This is a genomic window from Nonomuraea sp. NPDC050556, assembly GCF_044457355.1.
Classification (GTDB): Bacteria; Actinomycetota; Actinomycetes; order Streptosporangiales; family Streptosporangiaceae; genus Nonomuraea.
Window position 1 is genome coordinate 376,869 of record NZ_JBITGU010000003.1, and the last position, 21,939, is coordinate 398,807.

At 69.6% G+C, this 21,939-nt stretch carries 25 protein-coding genes; 16 read left to right on the plus strand and 9 right to left on the minus strand.

Annotated elements, in window-relative coordinates; translation table 11 throughout:
* Positions 1–120 precede the first annotated feature (120 nt).
* On the plus strand, positions 121–1,377 hold the full coding sequence (locus ACIBG8_RS30890; protein ID WP_397346535.1) for a M14 family zinc carboxypeptidase: 1,257 nt from the start codon (positions 121–123) through the stop codon (positions 1,375–1,377).
* On the opposite strand, the gene ACIBG8_RS30895 is transcribed toward ACIBG8_RS30890, so the two are convergent.
* The 4 genes from ACIBG8_RS30895 to ACIBG8_RS30910 are packed head-to-tail and all read right to left on the minus strand — an operon-like array spanning position 1,343 to position 5,394.
* A complete protein-coding gene (locus ACIBG8_RS30895) occupies positions 1,343–2,188 on the minus strand; it encodes a DUF4429 domain-containing protein (RefSeq protein ID WP_397346536.1) in 846 nt (281 codons plus the stop codon). The two genes, ACIBG8_RS30890 and ACIBG8_RS30895, sit on opposite strands and share 35 nt — an antisense overlap.
* Positions 2,189–2,235: 47 nt before the next feature.
* Positions 2,236–3,351 (minus strand): serine hydrolase domain-containing protein, encoded by a 1,116-nt coding sequence (locus ACIBG8_RS30900; protein ID WP_397346537.1) that lies wholly within the window; start codon positions 3,349–3,351, stop codon positions 2,236–2,238.
* Positions 3,352–3,364: 13 nt separating this feature from the next.
* Positions 3,365–4,648 (minus strand): amino acid permease, encoded by a 1,284-nt coding sequence (locus ACIBG8_RS30905; protein ID WP_397346538.1) that lies wholly within the window; start codon positions 4,646–4,648, stop codon positions 3,365–3,367.
* Entirely contained in the window at positions 4,645–5,394 is a 750-nt protein-coding gene (locus ACIBG8_RS30910) for an enoyl-CoA hydratase/isomerase family protein (protein ID WP_397346539.1), read from the minus strand. The genes ACIBG8_RS30905 and ACIBG8_RS30910 overlap by 4 nt, the downstream gene beginning before the upstream one ends.
* Before the next feature lie 129 nt (positions 5,395–5,523).
* Here ACIBG8_RS30910 and ACIBG8_RS30915 point away from each other — a divergent pair, with 129 nt between their 5' ends.
* The gene (locus ACIBG8_RS30915) at positions 5,524–5,769 is read left to right on the plus strand and encodes a response regulator transcription factor (RefSeq protein WP_397346540.1); all 246 of its coding nucleotides are present in this window, start codon (positions 5,524–5,526) and stop codon (positions 5,767–5,769) included.
* Positions 5,770–6,006: 237 nt separating this feature from the next.
* Here ACIBG8_RS30915 and ACIBG8_RS30920 read toward each other — a convergent pair whose 3' ends face one another.
* Together ACIBG8_RS30920 and ACIBG8_RS30925 are read right to left on the minus strand one after the other, a co-directional pair.
* The gene (locus tag ACIBG8_RS30920) at positions 6,007–6,468 is read right to left on the minus strand and encodes a GNAT family N-acetyltransferase (protein WP_397346541.1); all 462 of its coding nucleotides are present in this window, start codon (positions 6,466–6,468) and stop codon (positions 6,007–6,009) included.
* A 147-nt stretch (positions 6,469–6,615) separates the two neighbouring features.
* Positions 6,616–8,022 (minus strand): carboxylesterase/lipase family protein, encoded by a 1,407-nt coding sequence (locus ACIBG8_RS30925; RefSeq protein WP_397346542.1) that lies wholly within the window; start codon positions 8,020–8,022, stop codon positions 6,616–6,618.
* 38 nt (positions 8,023–8,060) lie between these two features.
* On the opposite strand from ACIBG8_RS30925, the gene ACIBG8_RS30930 reads away from it, so the two are divergent.
* Together ACIBG8_RS30930 and ACIBG8_RS30935 are read left to right on the plus strand one after the other, a co-directional pair.
* Positions 8,061–8,660 carry a TetR/AcrR family transcriptional regulator gene (locus ACIBG8_RS30930; protein ID WP_397346543.1) on the plus strand — a complete coding sequence of 200 codons (600 nt, stop codon included), beginning with the start codon at positions 8,061–8,063 and terminating at the stop codon, positions 8,658–8,660.
* A 6-nt stretch (positions 8,661–8,666) separates the two neighbouring features.
* Positions 8,667–9,413: a thioesterase family protein gene (locus tag ACIBG8_RS30935; protein ID WP_397346544.1), complete on the plus strand. Its 747-nt coding sequence runs from the start codon at positions 8,667–8,669 to the stop codon at positions 9,411–9,413.
* Here the strand turns inward: ACIBG8_RS30935 and ACIBG8_RS30940 are convergent.
* Positions 9,410–9,967, minus strand: coding sequence for a CGNR zinc finger domain-containing protein (locus ACIBG8_RS30940; RefSeq protein WP_397346545.1), 558 nt, complete (start codon positions 9,965–9,967; stop codon positions 9,410–9,412). The genes ACIBG8_RS30935 and ACIBG8_RS30940 overlap by 4 nt on opposite strands.
* A gap of 86 nt (positions 9,968–10,053) precedes the next feature.
* Between ACIBG8_RS30940 and ACIBG8_RS30945 the strand changes: the two genes are divergently transcribed.
* Both ACIBG8_RS30945 and ACIBG8_RS30950 read left to right on the plus strand, forming a co-directional pair.
* Positions 10,054–10,527, plus strand: coding sequence for a carboxymuconolactone decarboxylase family protein (locus ACIBG8_RS30945; protein WP_397346546.1), 474 nt, complete (start codon positions 10,054–10,056; stop codon positions 10,525–10,527).
* Between the two features lie 574 nt (positions 10,528–11,101).
* On the plus strand, positions 11,102–11,476 hold the full coding sequence (locus ACIBG8_RS30950; protein WP_397347808.1) for an HPP family protein: 375 nt from the start codon (positions 11,102–11,104) through the stop codon (positions 11,474–11,476).
* 362 nt (positions 11,477–11,838) lie between these two features.
* Here the strand turns inward: ACIBG8_RS30950 and ACIBG8_RS30955 are convergent, their stop codons facing one another.
* Positions 11,839–12,282, minus strand: coding sequence for a DUF3598 family protein (locus ACIBG8_RS30955; protein WP_397346547.1), 444 nt, complete (start codon positions 12,280–12,282; stop codon positions 11,839–11,841).
* A gap of 74 nt (positions 12,283–12,356) precedes the next feature.
* Between ACIBG8_RS30955 and ACIBG8_RS30960 the strand changes: the two genes are divergently transcribed.
* From ACIBG8_RS30960 to ACIBG8_RS31005, 10 genes are all read left to right on the plus strand, one after another.
* The gene (locus ACIBG8_RS30960) at positions 12,357–12,875 is read left to right on the plus strand and encodes a MaoC family dehydratase (protein ID WP_397346548.1); all 519 of its coding nucleotides are present in this window, start codon (positions 12,357–12,359) and stop codon (positions 12,873–12,875) included.
* A 507-nt stretch (positions 12,876–13,382) separates the two neighbouring features.
* Positions 13,383–14,585 carry a CaiB/BaiF CoA transferase family protein gene (locus tag ACIBG8_RS30965; RefSeq protein WP_397346549.1) on the plus strand — a complete coding sequence of 401 codons (1,203 nt, stop codon included), beginning with the start codon at positions 13,383–13,385 and terminating at the stop codon, positions 14,583–14,585.
* Positions 14,582–16,186, plus strand: coding sequence for an MmgE/PrpD family protein (locus ACIBG8_RS30970; protein ID WP_397346550.1), 1,605 nt, complete (start codon positions 14,582–14,584; stop codon positions 16,184–16,186). Before ACIBG8_RS30965 ends, ACIBG8_RS30970 begins: the two co-directional genes overlap by 4 nt.
* Positions 16,183–17,127, plus strand: a complete 945-nt coding sequence (locus tag ACIBG8_RS30975; protein WP_397346551.1) for a RidA family protein — start codon at positions 16,183–16,185, stop codon at positions 17,125–17,127. Before ACIBG8_RS30970 ends, ACIBG8_RS30975 begins: the two co-directional genes overlap by 4 nt.
* Entirely contained in the window at positions 17,124–17,894 is a 771-nt protein-coding gene (locus ACIBG8_RS30980; RefSeq protein ID WP_397346552.1) for a MaoC family dehydratase N-terminal domain-containing protein, read from the plus strand. The genes ACIBG8_RS30975 and ACIBG8_RS30980 overlap by 4 nt, the downstream gene beginning before the upstream one ends.
* Entirely contained in the window at positions 17,891–19,018 is a 1,128-nt protein-coding gene (locus ACIBG8_RS30985) for an acetyl-CoA acetyltransferase (RefSeq protein WP_397346553.1), read from the plus strand. The genes ACIBG8_RS30980 and ACIBG8_RS30985 overlap by 4 nt, the downstream gene beginning before the upstream one ends.
* Entirely contained in the window at positions 19,012–19,329 is a 318-nt protein-coding gene (locus ACIBG8_RS30990; protein WP_397346554.1) for a Zn-ribbon domain-containing OB-fold protein, read from the plus strand. The genes ACIBG8_RS30985 and ACIBG8_RS30990 overlap by 7 nt, the downstream gene beginning before the upstream one ends.
* The gene (locus ACIBG8_RS30995) at positions 19,329–20,477 is read left to right on the plus strand and encodes an acyl-CoA dehydrogenase family protein (RefSeq protein ID WP_397346555.1); all 1,149 of its coding nucleotides are present in this window, start codon (positions 19,329–19,331) and stop codon (positions 20,475–20,477) included. The genes ACIBG8_RS30990 and ACIBG8_RS30995 overlap by 1 nt, the downstream gene beginning before the upstream one ends.
* Complete coding sequence (locus ACIBG8_RS31000) at positions 20,474–20,827, plus strand: hypothetical protein (RefSeq protein ID WP_397346556.1); 354 nt, start codon at positions 20,474–20,476, stop codon at positions 20,825–20,827. Before ACIBG8_RS30995 ends, ACIBG8_RS31000 begins: the two co-directional genes overlap by 4 nt.
* A complete protein-coding gene (locus ACIBG8_RS31005; RefSeq protein ID WP_397346557.1) occupies positions 20,824–21,186 on the plus strand; it encodes a hypothetical protein in 363 nt (120 codons plus the stop codon). The genes ACIBG8_RS31000 and ACIBG8_RS31005 overlap by 4 nt, the downstream gene beginning before the upstream one ends.
* Here ACIBG8_RS31005 and ACIBG8_RS31010 read toward each other — a convergent pair.
* Positions 21,155–21,850: an SDR family NAD(P)-dependent oxidoreductase gene (locus tag ACIBG8_RS31010; RefSeq protein ID WP_397346558.1), complete on the minus strand. Its 696-nt coding sequence runs from the start codon at positions 21,848–21,850 to the stop codon at positions 21,155–21,157. The two genes, ACIBG8_RS31005 and ACIBG8_RS31010, sit on opposite strands and share 32 nt — an antisense overlap.
* Between the last annotated feature and the right edge of the window lie 89 nt (positions 21,851–21,939).

Genomic DNA, 21,939 nt, shown 5'->3' on the forward strand with positions numbered 1-21,939 from the left:
GTGATCTCGACAGGGTTTGACGCAGGTGAGCGGCGAAAGGTTGTCGCTTGACTTTCCCCGCCCGTGTGGCTTCCTGGAAAAGTGCCGGATGTCCTGACGTACCTGCGCTCTTTGCCCCGCATGACCAGGATTCCGACCCCCGCCGAGCTCGACGACGCGTTACTCCGGCTGGCGCGCGCCGACCGGCGGGCGTGGCGGGTCGAGCGCGTGGGCGCTTCGGCGGGCGGGCGGCCGCTGCGGGTGCTGTCCATCGGCAGCGGGGCGCGGCACGTCCTGGTGATCGGCGGGCCGCACGCCAACGAGCCGATCGGGTTCCTGACGATGTTGCACCTGGCCAGGCTGCTGGCCGAGCGCCCGGCGCTGCGCGAGGGACGGACCTGGCACCTGCTGCCCTGCCTCGATCCCGACGGCGCTGCCCGCATGATCACTCACTGGTACGGCGGGCCGTACGCGTTGCGCGCCTATCACCGGGGCTTCTACCGGCCGCCGATGGCGCAGCACCCGGAGGCGGCTTTCGGGCGCGACGAGCAGCCAGCGGGGACGGTCGCGCTCAAGACGCTCCTGCGCGAGCTGCGGCCTGCGGTGATGTGCTCGCTGCACAACGCCGACTTCGGCGGGGCGTTCTTCATCCTGAACCGGGCGTCGTTCGGGTTGCCGACGGTGTTGCAGCGGCTCACCGCTGCCTGGGGGATGCCGCTCAGCCGGAGCCACGCGGACACGTTCGGATGGCCGTCTCCTGGGCTCGGGGTGTATGTCCGGCCTTCCGCGGCTTCCCGGACGCATCTCAGTGCTTATGCGCAGCGGTACGGGACGTTGTCGTTCGTGCCGGAGGTACCGGTCTGGGCGGATCTGCGGAGTGCGTGTGGGCTCGCGTACGGCGTGCCGTACGACAGGGCGTTGTTGACGGCGGCTCGGGCGATCGGTGCGGACATGGATCGGCTGGAGGGGCTTTGCGGTGAAGGTGGGGATGAGGCGATCATGGCGGCGTTCGCCGACACGGTCGCGATCGGGCGGTGGTTCGCGTCGGGGTGGGAACGGCTGGCCGGGGAGGGGCCGTCGGTGATCACGGTGGCCGAGGTGGCGGCGCTGGCGCACGCCAGGCACAGCACCCGGCTGCGGGCGCTCGGCCTGCTGTTGCGCGGGCAGCCGGGGGTTGGCTCGCGATCGCGGCCACTTTCGTTTTCTCCGTCGCTCTCGCTGTCGCGTGGTTTGCTTTTTCGTGGGCGGGCTGGTGGTGGGCTGTTCGACGCTTGGTGCGCCGAGGCGGTCGCGCAGATCGCGCCGCGCCGCCTGCCCCTGCGCACCCTGGCCGCCGTGCAGCTGGGCGCGGTGCTGGCCGCGGCTACAGGCGCCGCAGGATGGCCTGTTTGGCGTTGACGAACTCCTCGTCGGTGAGGACGCCGGAGCGGTGCAACTCGCCGAGTTCGCCCAGCCTGCGGATGATCACGTCCTGGTCCGCCTGAGGTGCAGCCTCCACCGCGGGTTGGTCCTTGTCCTTGGGCAGGCGGGCGAGCACGGCGGCGGCGACCAGCGCGGTGGTGCCGCCGAACTTCTGGATGCCCCACGACAGGCAGTGCGGGTCCTCCTGCGCCTGCTTGGCCGCTCCCTCGCCCTTGACCCGGAAACGCAGGCTGCCATAACCGGCCCCGGCGAGAGGCGTCCACTCCACCCCGGTCAGGTCGGCGATCGCGAACTCCTGCGGGCCCGCCTTCTCCTTGGCCGAGCTGGCGAACAGCGTCCACTCCAGGCGCACCCGCTCGCCGTCGAAGGTCACCGTTCCGTCGCCCGCGGTCGCCGAGACCGGCGCCGACGGGCCGGGCAGCAGGTACGTCTCGCACGGCCCGCCCGGCGTCTGCCAGAGCTGCAGCGTGTCGCGCACCTCGTCGGCGAAGTACTCGGCGGCGCCGGTGCTGCCCTTGGGCACGGCCAGGCGGTACGGGTCGGCCGGGGCGGTGAGGGCCCCGGCGACCGCGTCCGTGAGCGGGTCGGCGCCCTTGCGCAGGCGCAGCCGCAGGTGACCGCCCTTGCGCGCGGGCTCGAAGGTCGCCGTCGCGATGGCCTCCAGCGGGATGGCCACCTCGCCGAGCACCTTGCGTACCTCGTGCACGTCGCGCCCGCTCCCGGGGACGATGCGCAGCACCTCCCCGTTGAACGCCCACGAACCGTCCGGTGTGATCATTTCGGCCATCTGACCAGCCTAGGATGATTTGTCAGGAGCGGACCAGCTACCAAGGTCTACGGACAGGGGACCTCGGTGCCGAACGCCCTGAGGAAGCTGCGGCCGACCAGCTGCTCCCACTGCTTCATCGACACCGTCAGGTCCTGCGTGAGCGTGCCGGTGACCGAGACCTTCTTCTGGACCGAGTAGTACTGGAAGGCGCCCAGGTGCCCGCCGTGGCCCCAGACGGTCTCCTTACCAATGCTCAGGGCCTCGACCCCCATGCCGTACGGCTCGCCCGCCTTCCTGCTCTGCGGCGTGACGGTCATCATCGCCTCCAGCGTCTCCGGGCGGTCGAAGACCTTCCCTTCGAACAGCGCGCGGACGAAGCGGGTCAGGTCGGCCGCGGTGCTCACCAGGCCGCCGCCGCCGAACGTGTCGAACGTCGGGTTGAAGCCGTGCAGGTCGACGTCGCCGAGGTAGGAGTGGGCGACCGCCCCGCGCGAGCGTTCCCACCACTCCAGGTAGGTGTCGCGCATGCCGAGGGGGTTCAGCAGGAGGGTGCGGTAGAGGCGGTGCAGGGGTTTGCCCGACGCCGCCTCCATCACCATGCCGAGCAGCGTGTAGCCGGTGTCGGAGTAGTGGTAGACCGCGCCTGGCCTGCCGTACGGCTTGCCGTGGGCGATCGCCCACTCGACCAGCTCTACCGGCTTCCAGGTTTTGTGCGGGTGTTTGACGACGTAGGCGATCCAGTCGTCGCCGACGTAGTCGACCAGGCCTGAGGTGTGGGTGATGAGCTGCTTGACGGTGATCTGGGCGCCGTGCGGGAGGCGGGCCACGAGCTTGGCGGGCAGGTAGCGGGAGACGGGGGCGTCGACGTCCAGGCTGCCCTGTTCTACCAGGCGCAGCGCGGTCGCGGCGGTCATGGTCTTGGTGACGCTGGCCGTACGGAAGGGGTCTGCGACTTTGAGCTTCCTGCCGCCGACACGGAAGACACCGCTGGCTCCGGCGAAACGCACGCCTGGTCCGCGCACCTCCATCAGGGCGCCGGGGACGGGGGGCTTGGCCGCTGTGTCGAGCAGGCACTGGTAGGTGTCGGGCGCTGCTGCGGCGGGAACCGCTTGGCCCGCGTGGGCTGTTTGGGTCGTTAACAGCAGCAGGGCCGTGCAGGACGCGGTGATCAGGGTGCGCATGTCAGCCTTTCACTCAGCTCTTCGCTAGATGGGCAATGACCAGGCCGCCGAGCACCAGCGCGACGCCCGCCACCACGGGGAGCGTGCCGGGGGAGGCGGCCACGGCCACGAAGGCCAGGACGAGCAGGACGATCACCAGCCACGTGAGCCAGGGGTGACCCCACATGCGCAGCGGCAGGGGCTCCGTGGCGAGCTTGCGCAGGCGTAGCTGGCTGAGGGCGACGACGATGTAGAGGACCAGGACGAGCAGCCCAGCCACGTTGATCAGCAGGGTGAACGCGTCGCCCGCGAACGCGACGAGCATCAGCACCAGCCCCAGCGCCGACCCCGTCAGCACCGCACCGGACGGCACACCCCTGGCGTTGACCGCGGCGAGCCGCCCGGGCGCGTCCGAGCGACCGGCCATCGCCGTGAGGATGCGCGAAGCGCCGTACATCGCCGCGTTCATCACCGACAGGACCGCGACCAGGATGACCACCGTCATCAGCGTCGGCGCGCCGGGCACGCCGATGCGGTCGAGCGCGGCGGCGAACGGGCTGCCCGCAGGAACCCGGTCCCACGGCAGGATCGCGACGATCACGAACACCGAGCCCACGTAGAAGATCAGCACCCGCCACACCACCCGGACCGTCGCCCTGGCCACCTCCTTGGCCGGCTCCTCCGACTCGGCGGCGGCGATGGTGACGATCTCCGCGCCGAAGTAGGAGAACAGCACCGTGACCAGCGCCGCGCCGACCGCGCCCCAGCCCTTCGGCGCGAAGTCCGCCATCGTGGACAGGCCGGGGTCGCTGAACAGCACGAAGGCCAGGCCGCCGGCGATGAACGCCACGATGACCACGACCTTGACGGTGGCCAGCCAGAACTCCGTCTCGCCGAACAGCCGCACCGACACCAGGTTCGCCGCGGTGATCGCCACCACGAGCGTGACCGCGACGGGCAGCACCGGCAGGGCGGGCACCAGCGACTGCAGCAACTGCGCGCCCGCGACCGCCTCGAAGGCGACGACCACGACGGCGAACAGCCAGTACATCCAGCCGGTGACGAACCCGGCGCGCTCGCCCAGCGCCAGCCTGGCGTAGTCGGCGAACGAGCCGGACGACGGGCGGGCGGCGGCCATCTCGCCGAGCATCCGCATCACCAGGACGACGATCACGCCGCCGAGCACGTACGCGACGAGGGCGGCAGGGCCGGTGTCGGCGATCACCTTGACGCTGCTGACGAACAGGCCCGCGCTGATGACGCCGCCTAATCCGATCATGGTCATGTGGCGGCGCTTGAGGCCGCGGTGCAGGCTCATCGGTTGAAGTCGGCCACGCGCCGGGCCAGGTCGGGGGTGTCCAGGCAGGCGAGCAGGCCGTCGGTCTCGAGCGCGAGCACCTCCTGGAGGTCCAGCTCCCAGACCTGGGTCATCGCGCGCTTGATCAGCCGGACGGGGGTGGGGGCGGCCGCGGCGATGCGTTCCGCCAGGACGAGGGCCTCGGCGAGCGCGTCGGGGACCAGGCGGCTGACGAGCCCCGCGCGGTGCGCCTCGGCGGCGTCGATGGTGTCGCCGGAGAGCAGCAGATCCACGGCTCGGCCGTGACCGATCATCCGGGGGAGCAGGTAGAGGACGCCGTTGCTGGGGAAGACGCCTCGGTGGACCTCCTTGAAGGCGAAGGTGGCCTGCTCGGCGGCGATCCGGATGTCACTGGCGATCGCCAGCTCGACACCCACTCCGACGGCTATGCCGTTCACCGCCGAGATGATCACCTTGGGGTGCCGGGTGAGCCGCGTCGTGAGCTCTTGCAGGGCGTCGACGTGGCTTCTGAACACCTCAGGTTGGTCCAGGTGGCCCTGAAGCTCCTTGAGATCGGTGCCGGAGGAGAAGGCCCGGCCCGTGCCGGTGAGGACGACGACCTTGACCGTGTCGTCGGTGGCGGCGGTGTCGAGGGCTTGGACGAGCTCGTGGTAGCTCCGGTCACGGAAGGCGTTGAGCACCTCGGGCCGATTGAACCGAACCACCATCGCAGCGCCGACCCTGGTGACCTGCAGATCGACGTTCATGCTGGACATATCCGCACGCCAGCCGCATCTTTTGGACCACGATGTTGAACTTTTGGCCTCATGACCAGAATCTAAGCAGCGTGGTACAAATCACGACATGTGGTTTTCCCTCAGGGTTTGGGAGTGGGGATGAAGGAGCTGACACCACGCGAACAGGAAATCCTCGCCCTGATGGCCGAGGGCCGCTCCAACGCCGACATAGCCGGCCGCACGCACTTGTCCTTGGCCTCGGTGGAGCGCGCGATCTCCGCCATCTTCACCAAACTCGCCCTACCCCCCGGCAACCGCCGAGTCCTAGCCGTCCTCAACTACCTGTCCACCACCCAACCCACCCGCCCACCCAAGACACCCCCACCCACCCGCCTACCCACCTGACCCCCCACCGGCCTACCCACCTCACCCCCACCCGCCCGCCCCCGGTCCCGCTCGGGCGGGCCACCTCTGGCAGCTTCCCGCCGCACGTGGTGCCTAGAAGCGTGGTCGGGACGGGCCAGTTGGTTGCGCGCACGCCGTCGCCAATGAGCCAGCCCTGCGAAAGACCTTCTTCGGACTCGATGCCCGTCCCGAGCGGTCAAGAGGACCGTTATGCCGCCGAGTGTCGGCCCGGTCGAGTCAGTGCGGGCTGGAGGTCTGGTTCGTGTCGCGGCGGTAGGCGTAGTGGATGAGTCCCTTGTGGAACTTGCCCACCTTGTCGTACAGCGCGCGGGCAGGGGCGTCTTCCAACGTGTTCCAGTAGAGGCCCGGGTAGCCGTGCTCCTTGGCGTCCCGCGCCACCCACTCGATCACGGCCGTCGCGACGCCCCGCCGCCGGACGTCAGGGTCCACGAACAGGTCCGCCAGGTAGCATCTCCCGGCGTACCAGACGCTGGCGTGGAACAGATAGTGCGCGATGCCGACCATCTTGCCGTCCAGCCGGGCACCGATCCCGCGTATCCGCGGGTCATCGAGCAGGCGTCGCCAGGTCCGTTCGTAGTCGTCGTCGCCGCGTTCGACCTCGAAGTACGTGTCCTTGCCGCGGGCCAACAGTTCCCAACGGTCACGGTCGGATTCGGCCAGGAAGTCGATCTCCATCATGAAGCCCATCCTGTCCCACCATCGGGGCTGCCTTGGGCGCGTATCAGGAAGCCGGTCAGCCTTTGGCTACGCACGTCTCCTATGGCCTCGACCGCAGGTAGTGCGGCCGGCGCTGTCGCCCGATCGGGAGGGCGTTGGCCGTACAGGTCAGGCCCACTGGTCGAGTTCGTCGGCTCTCGGGACGGGGCCTGGGGCGCTGGTGGGGTGGTTGAAGATCATGACGGTTCTGTCCCTGCCCCACATGGGCCAGCCGGGGTCGCCGGTGGTCGCGAAGGATATCCAGGCGCTGTGCATCACGTCGGCCAGCTCCTGCGGGGCGTTAGGGCCGGTCAGGGTTTGCTGGCCGTTCTTGTTCAGGTTGTCGAAGACGAAGCCGATCTCCAGCGCATGGCACGCACCGAGCCGTTCGACCTCCGTCCCCCAGGCGAACTCGTACACCCAGGTGTCCCGGGAGTCGGCGAGTTTGGCCAAGGGGGCGCGGAGGAGTAGGTCGGTGGCCATCGCGCCGAGGAGTTCGCCCGGTCTCGCGTTCGGGCGGTTGGCGCGGTAGGCCTTGGCGACCTTGCCCTTGATCTTGACCTTCAACATCGCCAGGCGCAGGGTCAGGCCACTGATGCGGTCGGCGATTCCGGTGGGGATGAACCACAGTCGCCATTCGTCGGTGTTGGAGCCGACCATCAAGGCGATGTCGGGATCCAGGTTCTCCAGCGGCGGCGCGGGTACGGCGGAGCCGTCCAGGACGATGTCGAAACCGACGCCCCCGGTCAAAGGCGTGCCCTTTCCGGTTGCCTCTACCTGCGCGTCCAGCAGGCGTTCGCGGTCGATCTGGGCGAAGGCCGCCGCTGTCGGTTCGATGCTGAGGATCTTGGCCATGGCCTGGGTGACCTTCGCGCCCCGCTCAGGCGGCACGGCGTGTGGGGGGCCGCTTTGCAGGATCGCGCGCTGGAACAACCCCTTCGCCAGCGAGCTCGCCGCCAGCGCGCCGATGCTGATCGCCCCCGCCGACTCCCCGAACACCGTCACGTTGCCCGGATCGCCGCCGAAGGCCGCGATGTTGTCACGTACCCAGCGCAACGCGGCGATCTGGTCGAGCAGCCCGCGGTTGCTCGGTGCGTCGGGAAAGACCGCGAAACCCTCGACGCCGAGCCGGTAGTTGATCGTCACCAGCACCACGCCGTCGCGGGCGAACGCGGTGCCGTCGTAGATGTCGACGAGCGTCGAGCCGTTGCGCAGCGAGCCGCCGTGGATCCACACCATGACGGGGGCGTTCGACGCCGCAGGCGGTGCCCAGATGTTCAGGTTGAGGCAGTCGTCGCCGGGGATGTCCGGGTCGGGGAGGATGCGGTCGAGCGGCGGCTTGTACGGGCGCTTCGGGGCGGTCGGCCCGAACTCCAGGGCGTCGCGCACCCCCTCCCACGGCTCGGGCTCCACCGGCTTGCCGAAGCGATGCGGGCCGAAGGGCGGCCTGGCGTAAGGGATGCCCAGGTAGCGCGCGACCCCGTGGTCGAGGCTGCCGCGGACCTTGCCGTACTGGGTGACGGCTATCGTGTCCATATGCACCTACCGATCGATCGATAGGGTCACCATAAACCATGAACCAGAGGCGTATCGCTGCCGACGAGGTAAGGCTTCCACCGCACGTGACGCTGGACGGCACCAGAGGCACGATCCTGCGCGAGGCGCTGCGGCTGCTCGCGGAGCGTGGCTTCCACGGCACCTCCATCAGGGACCTGGCGCAGGCGTGCGGCATCCGTTCCGCCACGCTTTATGCGCATTTTCCGGCCAAGGAGAACGTCCTGGCCGAGCTGGTGTACCTGGGGCACGCCGTACACCACGACAGGCTGCTCGCGGCGGGTGGAGAAGGGCCGGTCGAACGGCTGCGCAACGTCGTGCGCGAGCACGTCCTCGCGCATGCCGAATACCCGCTGCTCGCCACGGTCGCCAACAACGAGCTGCACGCGCTGTCCGACGAGCTGGCCGGGACGACGCTGCTGCTGCGCGCGGACGGCAGGCAGTTGCTGGTCGACCTGCTGGGGGAGCTCGACGTGGCCGACCCGTTCCTGGCGATGACGGCGATCAGCGGGATGGGGATGCGGGTGGCTTCCTGGTACGGCCCGGCCGTGCCGTACAGCCCTGAAGAAGTCGCGGAGGCCTATGCGGACATGGCCCTGCGGATCGCCGGGGTAGAATAATGTTCTATGGCTATGTACCTCCCCCTCGGTCCGGGCCGCTACCAGGCGACTGAGCACACGCAGGGGCCGTGGGACCCGCGTCACCAGCACCTGGGGCCGGTCACCGCGCTGATGGTGCACGCGCTGCCGCCGGGGCTGCCGGTGGCCAAGATCGCGGTCGACGTGTTCGCGCCCGTGCCGGTGGGCGTGCTCGACGTGACCACCCGGTTGGTCAAGGACGGCAAGCGGGTGCAGTGCGCGTCGGTCGTGCTGTCCGCCGAGGGGCGCGAGCTGGTGCATCTGACCGCGTGGCGGATCAGGGAGTCCGTGACCGAGGCGACCACCGTCGCGCCGCCGCCGGCCGAGGGCTCGCTGGACACGACGTCGTGGCTGGCGACCGGTTTCGGGTACGGCAGAGCCATGGAGTGGCGCTTCACCTCCGGGTCGGCGATGACTCCCGGGCCTGCCACGGTGTGGGGGCGGGTCGGGGTGCCGCTGGTCGAGGGCGAGGAGATCACGCCGCTGGAACGGCTGGTGATCCTCGCCGACAGCGGGAACGGGGTCAGCAACGTGCTCGACTTCGGCGCTTACCTGTTCGCCAACGTGGATCTGTCGATCTCGCTGTTCCGCGAGCCGGTGGGGGAGTGGATGTGCATGGAGGCGTCGACCTCGATCGGTCCGGCGGGGCGGGGGCTGGCGAGGACCCGGTTGTTCGACGCCGAGGGCGAGGTGGGCGCGTCGATGCAGACGCTCTTCGTGGGGCCGCGCGCTTAGGCTTCCTTGGCCCGGTAATGGCGGGCGGCGCGGGCGCGGTTGCCGCACGCGACCGAGCACCACTCCTGGCGGTGGTGGCGCTTGATGAAGTAGAGGACGCATCGCGGTGCCGGGCACACCCTGACCAGCTCCAGGTCGGGTCCGGCGAAGAAGTCGATCGCGGCGGCGGCCAGGGCGGCGGCCAGGTGGTCGCCTTGGACGTCGAGGTGTTCTTCTGGGGTGTCGGTCCAGTTAAGGCTCCTGCGCAGGGGGGCGGCTGAACGGTTGACCAGCGCCAGGGCCTCGGGGAGCGGGGGGAGGGCGGCGGGGTCGGCTGAGCTGGGCGGGGCGGGGGCTACTGCTTTGGCGAACAGGGCGCGTACGGCTTGCCGGAGGGCGACGGTTCTGACCCTGGTGGCTTCGTCGGCGGTGAACGTGGACGTGTCGAGGAACCGTCCCAGGTCCTGGTCTCGCACCCAGGTCGTCAGCCCTTCGACGGTCGCGAAGGCGTCGGTGAGGCCGGAACGTCTGGCGCGAATCGTACTGGCCAGGCGAAGTGCGAGCGGATCATCCATGCTGCCATCCTAACGGACATATCCAACTTTGCCCGTGATAACGTAACGCCCTGTTCCGGATTTATCCGTTAGAAGGGGCTTTTATCATGATCAAAGCTGTGCAGGGGGACCCGAAGCTGGACAACGTGCCCAACATGGTCCGGGTCATGGCGAACTCGCCTGCCGTGCTTGAGGGCTACCAGGGGTTGTCCCGCGCTTTGAAGAAGGGCACGCTCCCGGCCGCCACCACGGAGCTGCTGGCTTTGACGATCGGGACGGCCAACGGGTGCTCGTATTGCGTCGCCGCGCACACGTATATGGGCAAGACCTCCGCGGGGCTGACCGACACTGACATTGCGGAAGCCAAGCACGGGACGGCCATCGACCCCAAGAACGCCGCAGCCGTGGAATTCGCCCGTGCGCTGACGGAGTCCCGCGGGAATGCCGACCCGGCGGGGGCTCGCGCGGCGGGGTGGAGCGACGAGCAGATCCTGGAGATCATCGCCTGGGTGGCGCTGCAGACCCTGACCAACTACGTCAACAAGGTCGCCGAAACCGAAAACGACTGGCCAACCGCATGACCCCCACCCCCCACCCAACCCCGTCACCCGCTCCCGCTCCCGCGCTTGTCTTCACTCCCGCGCTCGCCCTCACTCCCGCGCCCACCCTCACTCCCGCGCTCGCCCTCACTCCCGCGCCCACCCTCACTCCTGCGCTCGCCCTCGCGGCCGCGCCTGGCCCTGGCCCCGGCCCAACGCTTGGCCTTCCTCTCGCGCACGGTTTTGCCCCTGCATCCGGTCTCGCCCTCGCGGCTGCGCTTGGCTTCGGCTCAATGCTTGGCTCTGCCCTCGCGCCCGGCCATGCCCTCGCTCTTGGCCCCGACTCCGCGCCCGGCCAAGCGTGCACCTCCCCGCCACCACCAGCCCACCTCCCGAGGTCAGCACTCCACGCAACCCCGCCCCTCCGTGCGACCCCACCCCTCCCTGCGACGTCTGCAGCCAATCTCCACCGCCCAACCGTCGGAGGGGGGAGGTGATGGCGACATCACGCCCGGCAGGTAGACGATGGTCAGTCCGCCTACCTGCGGGAACGCTGGCAAGGCTGCGCCCAGCATGGGTGACGCTGGTCTTCCTCGCCCCGCTTGCCGTCGTCCAGATGGTGGCTGGTGAGCCGACGCTGGCACCTCCCATCGCTGCCTCAGCCGCCCTGGTAGCCGTGGCCCCCGGTACGCCAGCCGCTCGCCCTTGGACCGTGCTCCTTAGCCACCTGATGGCAGTGGCCGCCGCCCTCGCAACAGCCTTCGTCATCGGCCCAGGCCCCGTGGCTGCGACCGTGGCCGCAGGGTTGAGCGTTGCCGCGATGGTTGCGACGGGCCGCTTCCATGCCCCAGCAGCCGCATCCGCCGTACTCATCGGAGCGACCGGCGCCTGGATCCCAGCCCTGGCCTTGCTGGCCGGTGCAGCCACCATCACTCTCCTGGCCGCCGCTCCCTGGCCCGCCCAACAGCCAACCTCCAACCCCCGCCCCTAACCCCCGAGCCCTTCCTGCCCCTGAAATCTCCCATCACGGCCCGACCTCGCAATGGGGCGCGCCCGATTCACACGGGTGGCGGGGGTGGACGAAGGCGTCGCGAGTTGTGCGGAGCGCGGCAGGGAGGCCAAGGGCGGAGAGACCAGGGGCGGAGGCGCCACGGGGTTGGAGGGGCCGCGGGCGGGGCCGAGGGTGGCGAGGTCGCGGGGTTGGAGTGGCCGAGGGTGGTGTGGGCGGCGGTGGTAGAGGTCGGGGGTGGAGAGGCCAAGGGCGGAGAGGCTGCGGGCGGAGGCGCCACGGGGTTGGAGGGGCCGCAGGCGGGGCCGAGGATGGGGTGGGCGGCGGCGATAGAGGCCGGGAGGTTAGAGGGTGCGGGTTTCGGTGATCAGGGTGCGTTGGAAGCAGATGCCGTCCCGGTGCCACTGCCACGTGCGGTTGCGGTGCTTCCCGTCCTCGCTGAGCACGATCAGCTCGTACAACCGGATGTCCTCAGCCGCCTTGTACACCCACTGCAAATAGATCACCGCCGAGTCCACCTCGAAGAACTCCCCGCGGATCCGTTCGGTGTCGAAGCGGCACCGTCCACCCCCCAGGTACACCCCGGGGAACCGGTGCTCCTCGGTGCGGCCGTCGTCCCAGGTGTAGGTGTTGACCTGGTAGTAATCATTCCCTTCAGAAGACAGGGAACAACGCACGTGGGACCTGTGGCGATCGGTGATGGTGCCGTCGGCTGCGACGTATGTGTACGTGCCGTCCCACTCGCCCTCGTGCCTGGCGAGGAGCGGCATCTCCCGGCGGATATCCATCCGTTGCCTCCAGAGGTTGACCCCTGAAATGTCAGATCATTAGCCTAAAGTCTGACCTTTAAGGGAGCAAGCCTGTGAGCGTGCACGAGGCCGGTATCGGCCGCTACTTCGAGGACTTCGTGGTCGGCGACGTCTACCAGCACCCGCTCGGCCGGACCATCTCCGAGGCCGACAACACCTGGTTCACCCTGCTGACGATGAACACGAACCAGAACCACTTCAACGCCCACTTCGCCGCGAAGGCCCCGGTGGGGAAGATCATCGTGAACTCCGGGCTGACGGTGGCCATCGTGCTCGGACTGTCGGTGATCGACGTCAGCCAGACGGCGCTGATGAACCTGGGCTGGGAGGAGATCAAGCTCAGCCACCCGGTGTTCATTGGCGACACCATCTACGCGGAGTCGCTGGTGCTGGAGGCGCGGGAGTCGAAGTCGCGGCCGTACGCCGGGATCGTCACGTGCCGCACCCGCGGGCTCAACCAGGACGGCGACGAGATCATGTCGTGGAAGCGCTCGGTGATGGTCTACAAGCGGGACGCACCCCACGACAAGGACTACTTCCCGCAGGCCAAGAACGGCCCGCTGGCGCCATGAACACCCCCTTATCGCCCCTCACACATATGGACATAGCCCGGCGCACGGATCGGCGACGGGGTCGCGCAGGTGCCGCGATGACCGACGTTCGCGTATGGGCCGACATGGGCGACGGTGGGGCGTCTGCCGCCGGTCGCCCAAGCGCGCGGCAACACGGCGTCCCGCGCGGCGGGTCGGCAGCGCCGGTGGGCGGCAGTGGCGATGGGCTGGCGCGGCCGGTTGGTGGCAAGGGCGATGGGCAGGCGCGGCCGGTTGGCGAGATGGTGGCTCGCGCAAAAGATGGGCGCAGCCGTACGGCTGGATGGCGACGAGCGCCACGGGTTGCCGCAGTCGCCTGGCGCGACGGTGGCTCACATGACCGGTTGGCCCATGTGGGAAGCCGAGGTCGGGCCTGGGGTGGAACGAGTGGGCTGGGCGACCATGCACGTGGGGTGGCGTTCCTGTGAGGGGCGGGTGTGTGCGGGATGTCGGCGCTCAAGGGGTTGCTGAGGGGTGTGGGGGGTTGATGTGAGGCCTTTGGAGGATGTTCGCATCATCAGCCTGGAGCAGTATGGGGCCGGGCCCTTTGGCAGCGTGCATCTCGCTGACCTCGGTGCTGAGGTGATCAAGATTGAGGACCCTCGGGTCGGCGGTGATGTGGGGCGTTACGTCCCGCCGTACGCCGAGGGGGAGGACTCGCTGTTCTTCGAGACCTTCAACAGGAACAAGAAGTCGCTCTCCCTCGACCTGTCCACCGCTGCCGGGCGGGAGGTTTTTGAGGATCTTGTACGGCGGGCCGATGCCGTTTACTCGAACCTGCGTGGCGACGTCCCGGAAAAGATGCGTATCAATTACGAGGCTCTGAAGCACCTCAACCCCAGGGTGGTGTGCTGTTCGCTCACTGGGTTCGGAATGAATGGGCCGAGGTCATCGGAGCCGGGGTACGACTACATCCTCCAGGGCCTGGCCGGGTGGATGGAGATGACGGGTGAGCCGTCCGGGCCGCCGGCCAAGTCGGGGTTGTCGCTGGTCGACTACTCGGGTGGGCTCGTGGCGGGGATGGCGTTGCTGGCGGGGGTGCATGCGGCGCGGCGCGACGGGGTGGGGATGGATTGTGACCTGTCGCTGTATGACACGGCGATCGGGATGTTGACGTATATCGGGACGTGGGCGTTGAACACCACGTTCGAGCCTGTGCGTACGGCCAGCTCGGCGCATCCTTCGCTCGTGCCGTTCCAGAACTTCCGCGCCCGGGACGGGTGGCTGGTGGTGGGGTGCGCGAAGGAGAAGTTCTGGCAGCGGCTCACCGTGGTCATCGGGCGGGAGGAGCTGGCGGGCGATCCTCGCTATGCCACCTTCGCTGATCGGCGGCGCAACGCGGACACGCTTCTGCCGTTGCTGGCGGACATCTTCGCCGGGCGGACGGTGGAGGAGTGGTTGGCGGTGCTCTATCCGGCGGGGATCCCGTGCGGGCCGGTCAACGACGTGCGGCAGGCGTTGGAGGAGGAGCACACGCGGGCGCGGGGGCTGGTGGTGTCGACGGACCATCCCCGGTACGGCACGCTGCGGCAACTGGCTTCGCCGGTGCGGGTGGGGTCTGAGGACGTGGCCTATCGCCGGGCTCCGCTGCGGGGGGAACACACGGAGGAGATCGTGACTGGCCTGCTGGGATACACCGCGGAACACATCGCCTCCCTCGAAGCTGCGGGCGCCTTCGGGACGCCCCGATGACCGACTCCGACCGTCTCGAGGACTCACCGGGCCGGGGGACGGTGGCGGGGCGGTTTGTGGAGTGGGGGCTGGGGTTGCGGTTGGAGGACGTGCCTGAGGTGGTGCGGGAGGCGGCCAAGCGGCACCTGGTCGACGCGCTCGGGTGTGCGATGGCGGCTGCCTCCACGCGGGTGCCTGCGGTCGAGGTGGCGCGCGGCCTCGGTGGCCCACCGGAGGCGACGATCCTGGGCAGCCACCGCAGCGGCCTGGCGGACAGTAGAACGGGCGCAGGGGACAAGGACCGCGGGGCGGAGTCGGGGGCGGCGGGTCTGGGCGGGGCCGAGATGGTGGGGCTGGGTGGCCAAGGCGGTGTCGCGGAGGGTGGGGCGGATTCGGGGGGATCTGGTGTGGCGGCCTGGGCGCCTAAGGGCGGTGTGGGGCTGGGGGCGGGGGTGCCCTCGGGTGGGGTGGGTCCGGGGGAGCCCTCGGGTGGGGTGGGGGTTGGTGGGGGGCGGGTTGGGGGTTTGGGGGCGGCGCTGGCCAATGGGGTGTTGATGCACACGTTGGACTTTGATGACACGCATGCCGCCGCCCTGGTCCACGCCAGTGCCCCCGTCTGGGCGACAGCGTTGGCGGTTGGGGAGGAGGTGGGGGCCTGTGGGGAGGAGGTTCTGCTGGCGGCGGTCGTGGGGCTGGAGGTGATCTGCCGCCTGGGCGCCGCGGTTCCCCATGGGTTCCATGCACGCGGCCTGCACGCCACCTCCATCTGCGGCGTAATAGCCGCCGCGCTGGTCGCCGCCAGGCTGTACGGCCTGCCGTACGAGCGGGCCGTTGACGCCCTCGGGGTGTCGGGAAGCCAGGCCGGTGGGTTGCTGGAGTTCCTCCACACCGGGTCGTCGACCAAGCAACTGCATCCCGGGTTCGCCGCCCAGGGCGGGATTCTGGCTGCCCGGCTGGCCAGGGCGGGGGCGACAGGGCCGGACAGCGTGATCGAGGGGCGGTTCGGGCTCTACGGGGCGCTGCTCGGGCGGGCCGGGGTGGATCCCGGGGGCGGGCTGGGGGAGCGGTGGGAAACCTCTCGGATCACGATCAAGCCCTATCCCGCCTGCCAGTTGCTGCACGCCGCGCTGGACGCGGCCGCCCAGGTCGTGCCGGCGGGGATCGTGACGGAGGTGGTGGTCGAGGTGCATGCGGACGCGGCGGCGATCGTCTGCGGGGAGGGGAAGGACAGGCCGCGGACGCCGTACGACGCGAAGTTCAGCCTGCCCTGGAGCGTGGCCGCGATGCTGGTCGACGGCGAGGTCACTGTGGGGACATATGCCGATATGGGGCGAGAGGATCTCGCTGAGCTGGCGGGGAAAGTCCGGCATGAAGTCGTTGACCTTCCTGGGGTCGCGGCTGATCAGCCGGGGGTCGTACGAGTGCGGTTCGCGGATGGGAGCGAGGTCGTGGGGCGGGTGGGGCGCAGCTCGGGCGGGCCGGACGATCCTGACCTCGACGGCCTGGTCAGGCGTAAGGCGCGGGCCAACGGGCTGTCCGATCACGCGGTCGAGCTGGCCATGGGGATCGAGTCACTGAGCAGCCTGCGGCCCCTGATGGCCGCGTGTGGGGAGGCGTTGTGAACACCGTCCGGCTGAGCGCGGTGGCAGGACGTACGGCGGACGACGCCTACGCGGGAGCCGTCCGGGACCTCAGGGACAGAGGGCTCGACGAGCGCGACATCGTGCAGGCCGTCTGGTATGCGAAGGATGCGGCCGAGCGGATGATCCCCGTCGAGGGGCTGCTGGAGGCGGAGATGGCGGTCGCCGTCGAGCTGACCGCCCACCCCGGCGGCGGCGAGCGCAGGAACCGGGTCACCGTGGCCGACGGGATCGTCTACCTGCCCACGATCCTCCCCCAGGACCTGACCGCCGACTTCCGCACGCAATACCGCTCCTGCCTGGAGACCGCAGCCGACCTGCTCAAGGACGCGGGACTCGGCCTGGACGCGCTCGTCCAGACCACCGACTACACGGCCACCGCCACCCGCGCCGACTACCCCCGCTGCGGCCGCCCGAGGAAGGACCTGCTGGGCGGCACGGGCACAGACGGCGCGCCGGTCTTCCCCGGCGCGGCGGGCATCCTCGTGGACAAGGGGGAGCAGAAGGTGACGCTGGACGCGGTGGCGTCCACGGCCCCGCTGCGTACGGTCAACCCGGGCTGGCGCCGCTACGAGACGCTCACCTACCGTCCGGGCGTCCTGGCCGGAGACACCCTGTTCATGTCCGGCTTCGGCGCCCTGGAACCCGCCACCCAGCGCGCCATCTTCGACGGCGACCTCCTGGCGCAGGCCGAGTTCACCTACGCCGCCATCGCGACCGTCCTGCGAGAGGCGGGGAAGGAATTCCGCGTCGTCAGGCTCGTCGAGTACGTCACCCCGGAGGGCCGGGAGGGGTATGACGGCCTGAAAGACCTGCGGGCGAAGTACTTCCCCGGCGAGGTGGCGCTCACCTCGGTGGTCTGCACCGCGCTCCTGCGTCCGGAATTCCTCATCGAAGTCATCCCCACGGCGGTGCGCGCATGAAGGTCTACACAGCCCCGGAAGAGCTGGGCAGGGCCGCGATTCGTTACTTCGCCCAGGCCGTGGGCGACCACAACCCGCTCTACACCGACGACGAGTACGCCAGAGCCCACGGGTACGACGGCGTCATCGCCCCACCCACGCTGATCTTCGAGACCAACCAGTACACCGGCCTCCCCAGAGACGAGGACGGCTACGCCGGCCACACCTGGGACCTGAAGACGAACGTGCGCGGCGGCAACGCCTACACCTTCCACCAGCCCGTACGGCCCAGCGACATCATCACCGCCACCTGGCGCATCGCCGGCATCGAGGAGAAGGCGGGCATGACCATCGTCACCTCCACCGCCGACTACACCAACCAGCACGGCGACCGCCTGGGCGCCAACGAGGAAACCCTCATCCACATCAAGGCCCCCAAACCCCCAAGACAAACGACAGCAGAAGACCTCGAAGGCCTAGAGCCCCTGGAGCGCACCATCGAACTCCCCGACATGATCGCCTACGCCGGAGCCACCTGGGACTGGCACCGCCTCCACTACGAGGGCGACCCCGTCGTGGACGGCCAGCTCTTCGGCGCCCTGATGGCAGAGCAGCTCCAGGACGAGGGGGCCAGGCTCAGGTCCCTGCGCTTCCGCCTCACCAGCGCGGTCCACGCGGGCGAGACCGTCCGCTGCACCGCCAGGATGGTCTCGGACACCGACGTCGAGCAGCAGGTCACCGCAGCGGGCCGCCTGGTCGCGAGGGGAACGGCGGTGATCGTCCCATGACCGTCGCCATCGTCGGCGCCGCCGAGTCCGACCTCGGCGTGACCGGCAAGTCCGTTCTCGAACTCCAGACCCAGGCGATCACCAGAGCGCTCGCCGACGCGGGCCTGACGCTCAAAGATGTGGACGGACTCGCCACGACGGGCGTGTCCCGCTTCTCCGCCACGCTCATGGCCGAATACCTGGGACTGCAGCCGAAGTGGACGGACTCCACGTTCGCCGGAGGCTCGGCGTTCGAGATGTACGTGGCGCGTGCCGTACAGGCGATCGAGGCGGGACAGTGCACCACGGTCCTGATCTCCTACGGCAGCAACCAGCGCAGCGCCAGATCAAGATCACTAAATGCAATAGCAGAGGACCACACGCCGTACGCCCGATACGAGGCGCCCTATGGCCCGCTGTACCCACTGTCCTACTACGCGATGGTCGCGCAGCGCTATATGCACGTATATCAACAGAAAAGGGAGGCGCTCGCCGAGGTGGCCGTGGCGGCCCGGGAGTGGGCGCTGCTCAACCCCAAGGCGTACCGCCACAACGCGGGGCCCCTCACCACGGAAGACGTGCTCGCCGCCGAGATGGTCTCCTCCCCGCTCACCGTCGCCGACTGCTGCCTGGTCACCGACGGCGGCGGCGCGATCGTCCTCACCAGCCTCGACCGCGCCCGCGACCTGCCCCAACGCCCGGTCACGGTCCTCGGGTACGGCGAAGCCACCACCAACGACACCATGGCCCACGCCAAGGACCTGCTCAGCACCGGCGCGGAGGACTCGGGCAGCAGGGCGTTCGCCATGGCCGGGCTCACCCCGCAGGACGTCGACGTGGCCCAGGTCTACGACTCCTTCACCATCACCGTGCTCATGACCCTCGAAGGCCTCGGCTTCTGCAAGCCGGGAGAAGCAGGTGAGCTCGTGCGAAGCCGTACCCTCCCCTTCAACACCAACGGCGGCGGCCTGTCCTACTGCCACCCCGGCATGTACGGCCTGCTCCTCCTGGTGGAGGCGGTGCGCCAGCTTCGCGGCGAATGCGGGGAAAGGCAGGTACCCGGCGCCGAGATCGCCCTGGCGCACGGCACCGGCGGCATCTTCTCCACCCACGCCACCGTCCTGCTGGGGGTGGACCGGTGCTGATCCTCCAGTACTGCACCGCCTGCGCCCGCCCGCAGCACTACCCCAGGGCGCTCTGCACGAGCTGCGGCGCGACCGAGTTCACCTGGCTGGAGGCGTCCGGCGGCGGCGTCGTCGACTCCTACACGGTCGTGCACCGCGCGCCGTCCGCCGACTTCGAGACCCCCTACGTGATCGCCCGCGTCCGCCTGGACGAGGGCCCGATCCTCCTGACCAGGCTGGTCAGCGCGGACAAAGCAGCGGAATGGGCGTGCGACGAGCGCGTCAGGCTGACCTGGTCAGGCGGGCTGGCCGTCTTCGAGAAGGAGCAGTGATGGATTTCGAGCTGACCGACGACCAGCGGGCCTTCCGCGAGACGCTGCGCGCGTACGTGGACAAGGAGATCGTCCCGGTCGCCTCGGAGTGGGAGCGCACCGGGCGCTACCCGACCGAGATCGTCGACGGGTTCAAGGCGATGGGCCTGTTCGGGATGACCATCCCCGAGGAGTACGGCGGGCTGGACCTGGACCGCGTCTCCTTCGCCCTGGTCTTCGAGGAGATCGCGCGCGGCTGGATGGGCGTGGCGGGCGTGCTCGGCTCCCACTCCCTGTCCGCGTGGATGATCGCCAAGTACGGCACGGCCGAGCAGAAGAACGCCTACCTGCCCGACCTGGCGACCGGCGCCCGCCGTACCGGCATCGCCCTCACCGAGCCCGGCGCGGGCACGGACCTGCAGGGGATCCAGACCAGAGCCGTCAAGGACGGCGACCACTACGTGATCAACGGCGCCAAGACGTGGATCACCAACGCCCGCTACGCCGACCCCATGCCGGTGCTCGTGAAGACCTCCATGGAGACGCCCGCGCACCGGGGCATGTCGATGTTCCTCATCGCTGCCGACACCCCCGGTTACACCGTCAGTCGTGACCTCCCCAAGCTCGGCTACAAGGGCACGGAGACGTGCGAGGTGGTCCTCGAAGACGTGAGGGTTCACGAGAGTCACCTGCTCGGCGGCGTCGAGGGGCGCGGCATGCAGCAGGCGCTGTCGGCGCTGGAGCTGGGCCGGGTCAACATCGCCGCGCGCGCCGTCGGCGTCGCGCAGTGCGCCTACGACGCGGCGCTGACCTACGCGCGGGAACGGCAGGCGTTCGGCCGCCCGATCGCCGACTTCCAGGCGATCCAGCTCAAGCTGGCCGACATGGCGACCGAGATCCAGGCGGCCAGGCTGATGACCTACTGGGCGGCGACCCGCGACTCCAACGCGGAGGCGGCGATGGCCAAGTACTTCGCCTCCGAGGTGGCGCTGAAGGCCACGATGGAGGCGATGCGGGTGCACGGCGGCTACGGCTACAGCCAGGAGTTCGTGGTCGAGCGCCTCTACCGCGACGCACCGCTGATGGCGATCGGCGAGGGCACCAACGACGTCCAGCGCATGGTCATCGCGCGCGCCCTGATCGGCGGGGCCGCCAAGGTCGGCTGGTGATCCCGCGCGAGCACGACTTCGTCATGCCGGGCTCGACCGCGCCCGTGCGCCTGGTCAGGGTGGCGCGCGAGGTGACGCTGGTGCGCTTCCCGCCCGGCTGGGCGCGTCCGGAGCGCGGTCACTACCTGGCCGGCGAGCAGTTCACCGTCCTGGACGGCTCGCTGCGCGTCAGCGGGGACGTCTACGCCAAGGACGACTGGGCGTGGCTGCCCGCCGGGACCACCCGCTGGGACTGCGCCACCGAGGAGGGCGCGCTCGCCCTGGCCGTCTTCGACGGCCCGCCCACCTGGGTGGCTGGCGAAGGAACACCGGCGGAACCCACGCGACGCGGACATCTGGGAGAGACATGATCTACCTCGTCTACCGCATGCGGCTCAGCGAGCGCTCGCGCAGGAACATGAAGGAGTTCTGGTCCTGGCTGGAGGACAGGGAGCGCTGGTTCTACCGCGACCTGCCGATGGTCAGGGAGGTGCGCTGGTACTACAGCGTGATCGGCGACGTCTACACGCTGGAGAACTGGGCGGCGTTCGACGACGAGGCCGCCTGGGGCGAGTACCGCAGGGCACTGACGACGCTCAAGGTCGACGACTCCTGGGAGTCGCAGCGCGTCTCCCAGGAGGAGTGGTGGGACTTCCTCGACACCAGGATCGTCACCGACCCGCCCGTCCCCGTGGGGTTCACCAGGGATACGTCCCGCCCGCCTCGCTGAGGAAGACGCCGGTCGGCGCGTCGGCCAGGACCAGCCTGGCGACGTGCGCGCCGCCCTCGTCCGCGCTCAGCACGCCCCGGTGGCCGTTGAGGTCGGTCGCGCAGAACCCGGGCGACACCGCCGTGACCGTGACCGGCGTGTCCCGCAGCTCCTCGGCGTACACCAGGGTGACCGCGTTGAGCGCGGCCTTGGAGGTGTTGTAGGCGAGCAGGCGGGAGTACGGCGAGCCGCCGGCGGTCAGGAACGCGACCGTGCCCAGCCCGCTCGACACGTTGGCGACGCGCCCGGCCGGCGAGCGGCGCAGCAGGGGCAGCATCGCGTTGGTGACCGCGACGACGCCGAACACGTTGGTCTCGTAGACCTCGCGCAACGTCGCGACCGGCAGCTCGCTCGGCCGCAGGGTGTTGCCGAGGGAGATCCCGGCGTTGTTGACGAGGATGTCGAGGCGGCCGGACTCCGCGCCGATCGTGGCGGCGGCCGCGTCCACGGTGGCCTGGTCGGTGACGTCGAGCAGGACGAACCTGGCGCCGAGCTCGGCCGCCGCCTTCGACCCCCTGGCCGCGTCGCGCGCGCCCAGGTAGACCACGTGCCCCGCCTCGGTGAGTTCGCGGGCCGTCGCGTAGCCGATGCCCTTGTTGGCCCCGGTGATGAGAACGATCTTCATGCCCCCAGGCTCGCCGAGACCGCGCGATACCGGGAGGGACCTGCCCAACCAGGGATCGGCGATCCCTGGTTGGCGCCGCGCCGGTTCGG

Coding starts and splice junctions, on each gene's coding strand:
- ACIBG8_RS31005 (WP_397346557.1), top strand. CDS start 20,824: ATGATCTACCTCGTCTACCGCATGCGGCTCAGCGAGCGCTCGCGCAGG.
- ACIBG8_RS30900 (WP_397346537.1), bottom strand. CDS start 3,351: ATGCGCACCCTGATCACCGCGTCCTGCACGGCCCTGCTGCTGTTAACG.
- ACIBG8_RS30955 (WP_397346547.1), bottom strand. CDS start 12,282: ATGGATATCCGCCGGGAGATGCCGCTCCTCGCCAGGCACGAGGGCGAG.
- ACIBG8_RS30935 (WP_397346544.1), top strand. CDS start 8,667: ATGGCTATGTACCTCCCCCTCGGTCCGGGCCGCTACCAGGCGACTGAG.
- ACIBG8_RS30925 (WP_397346542.1), bottom strand. CDS start 8,022: ATGGACACGATAGCCGTCACCCAGTACGGCAAGGTCCGCGGCAGCCTC.
- ACIBG8_RS31010 (WP_397346558.1), bottom strand. CDS start 21,850: ATGAAGATCGTTCTCATCACCGGGGCCAACAAGGGCATCGGCTACGCG.
- ACIBG8_RS30920 (WP_397346541.1), bottom strand. CDS start 6,468: ATGATGGAGATCGACTTCCTGGCCGAATCCGACCGTGACCGTTGGGAA.
- ACIBG8_RS30970 (WP_397346550.1), top strand. CDS start 14,582: ATGACCGACTCCGACCGTCTCGAGGACTCACCGGGCCGGGGGACGGTG.
- ACIBG8_RS30980 (WP_397346552.1), top strand. CDS start 17,124: ATGAAGGTCTACACAGCCCCGGAAGAGCTGGGCAGGGCCGCGATTCGT.
- ACIBG8_RS30930 (WP_397346543.1), top strand. CDS start 8,061: ATGAACCAGAGGCGTATCGCTGCCGACGAGGTAAGGCTTCCACCGCAC.
- ACIBG8_RS30985 (WP_397346553.1), top strand. CDS start 17,891: ATGACCGTCGCCATCGTCGGCGCCGCCGAGTCCGACCTCGGCGTGACC.
- ACIBG8_RS30910 (WP_397346539.1), bottom strand. CDS start 5,394: ATGAACGTCGATCTGCAGGTCACCAGGGTCGGCGCTGCGATGGTGGTT.
- ACIBG8_RS30895 (WP_397346536.1), bottom strand. CDS start 2,188: ATGGCCGAAATGATCACACCGGACGGTTCGTGGGCGTTCAACGGGGAG.
- ACIBG8_RS30995 (WP_397346555.1), top strand. CDS start 19,329: ATGGATTTCGAGCTGACCGACGACCAGCGGGCCTTCCGCGAGACGCTG.
- ACIBG8_RS30950 (WP_397347808.1), top strand. CDS start 11,102: ATGGTGGCTGGTGAGCCGACGCTGGCACCTCCCATCGCTGCCTCAGCC.
- ACIBG8_RS30890 (WP_397346535.1), top strand. CDS start 121: ATGACCAGGATTCCGACCCCCGCCGAGCTCGACGACGCGTTACTCCGG.
- ACIBG8_RS30945 (WP_397346546.1), top strand. CDS start 10,054: ATGATCAAAGCTGTGCAGGGGGACCCGAAGCTGGACAACGTGCCCAAC.
- ACIBG8_RS30915 (WP_397346540.1), top strand. CDS start 5,524: ATGAAGGAGCTGACACCACGCGAACAGGAAATCCTCGCCCTGATGGCC.
- ACIBG8_RS30905 (WP_397346538.1), bottom strand. CDS start 4,648: ATGAGCCTGCACCGCGGCCTCAAGCGCCGCCACATGACCATGATCGGA.
- ACIBG8_RS30940 (WP_397346545.1), bottom strand. CDS start 9,967: ATGGATGATCCGCTCGCACTTCGCCTGGCCAGTACGATTCGCGCCAGA.